Annotated in this window: 1 protein-coding gene; it reads left to right on the plus strand. The window is 61.3% G+C overall.

Annotation, left to right across the window (positions count from 1 at the left end; translation table 11 throughout):
- The coding region (locus ABX749_RS30520; protein WP_372899359.1) for a hypothetical protein at positions 1-2,181 on the plus strand (2,181 nt) is incomplete at both ends.

Below are 2,181 nucleotides of genomic sequence, written 5' to 3' on the forward strand. Positions count from 1 at the left end.
ACGCCGAACAGCGAACAAGCTTCTCCGCGACCGACGGCGCTTCGATCCAGATCGCCTCCCTGACCGATGCCCGAGGCACTCAGTTCCTGCTTGACGGTTCGGGAAGTCTTGTGTTGACTCAGTTGCAAACGTTGATCGATTCACAATTGATCCTCCGGGACAACGATCTGACGCTGTCGCAACTTGCGTCGGCCAATCGGTCCGAGTTTGACATCGCCGGGGCGCAGCTTGCTTTGCCGCTGATCGACAGCCTGCGTGACGGAGCGATCACCGTCGGCAGCGACGGCGTCTTTGCCGCGCCACAGTTGACGAACATCGACGGAACCGATTTGCACGTTCGCGGTGGCGCAACGCTATCCCTGCCCGGCGTCACCGGCTATCGACACCTCGGCGATGCTTCAAGCATTGATCGCTCTTGGTCGGCAAGCGGTGCGGGCTCACGACTCGAACTGCCCAACTTGTCGTCGATCCTCGGCGGCTGGGGATACAACAACGATCACGTGATCCAAGCCGACGACGGCGCCGTGATTGCACTTCCCGCCGTCCAACAACTGATCGACGAGCCCCACGGCGACCTGAACTTTCGCTCGTTCGAAATCACCGCATCGGGTCTAAACAGCCGCATCGAACTCGACGCATTGATTTCGATCGTCGATCGCAATGGCAGCGGCCCCGGTCAGCATTCAAGCATCGACGCCAGCGGCGGCGGTGAGATCATCGCACCAAAGCTCGCGAATCTGCGTGGTACGCAGACCACGATCGATTCTGCCGGCGATATCGACGTCGCCAAGCTGGTGACGATCGAAGACAGTGCCATCACGATCGATTCCCGCCCCAGTGACTTTGATGCCTTGCAAACGATCACCGGCACGCGACTCGTTCTGTCAGCGACCGATGCGCGGCTCAACCAAATCACGCGGTTTGAACAAAACACGCTGGTCACCGATTCCGCCGCCACGGTCGCAATGCCCGGCGTTGGCAGCATCGATGGTTCGAGTTTTCAAGCCTACGGGGGAACGCGAATCGCATTTCCGCAAATCGAATCCTACGATCTCGCCACGACGCAAATCAATGCGATTCGGTCGTGGATCGCCGAGGGACCGGGCAGCCACATCGATCTTTCCGGTTTGCGTTGGATCCGCGGCGGGACGGAATCGGGTACCGGCCTGGATGTCGAAGCGGTGCTGGGCGGGTCGGTGAATCTGCGAAACGTGATTCAAGTCGTCGACCCGACCAACGGCAATACGAGTGGTCGTCGCATGACGTTCACCGCCGATGGTTCGGGATCGCTCATTCAACTCGACACGCTGGCAAACGTGATCGATCGAAATGGAAACGCCCTGTCGGCATTGACGGAATCCGCAGGCGGCCAGATCACTGCGCCCGAGTTGGCAACGGTGATCAATACAACGGTGACGTCGGAGCCGATCGGTCCACCGCCTGCCGCGAGCCTACGGGCAACCGAGTCCACGGGCCCGGACGCTGGTGCGAACCGGCTGATATCAAACGAGCATCAGCCGTTCGGCGCGAGCCTACGGGCAACCGCGTCTACCGACGACGCCCCGCCACCCCCGGAATCCATTCCCTCCTTCCAAACGATCGTCTGGATCGGCGGCGACGGAAACTGGAACGACCCGACCAACTGGGACGCCGGCATCGTCCCCGGCATCTTCGATGATGTCGAACTCTCGGTCTCCGGTGCCACCGCCACGATCAGCGGCGACCACGTCGTTCGCAGCATCCACGGTCCCGGCGGATTGAACCTCATCGGCGGATCATTAACCGTCACCGCCGAGTCCACACTGACCGGACCATTCAATCTAGGCGACGGCGGCACGCTGGCCGTTGAAGGCCCTCATGCCTCGTTGATCGTGGAGGGCCCGCAATCGATCGACGGTGGCAACTTGCGGGTCGATGAAGGCGCCGAGTTGGTCTTCAAACACGTGACCCGATACGACGTCGCCGCGACGGCCAACAACACGCAGCGAAACTGGATCGTTCAAGGCCGCGGCAGTCGCTTGGTGTTCGAGTCGTTGCAGGCGATCAACGGAGGAACACACTACGGCAACCGGCTAACGATCGAAGCCCATTCCGGTGGGCACATCGACCTCGCGGCCGTGACGCAAATCGCCGCTGGCGCCGAGGGGAACACCGCACGCCGCGGAGTTTCAATTCTGGCTC

Origin of the sequence: Stieleria sp. (genome assembly GCF_041595215.1) — a bacterium.
Classification (GTDB): domain Bacteria; phylum Planctomycetota; class Planctomycetia; order Pirellulales; family Pirellulaceae; genus Stieleria; species Stieleria magnilauensis.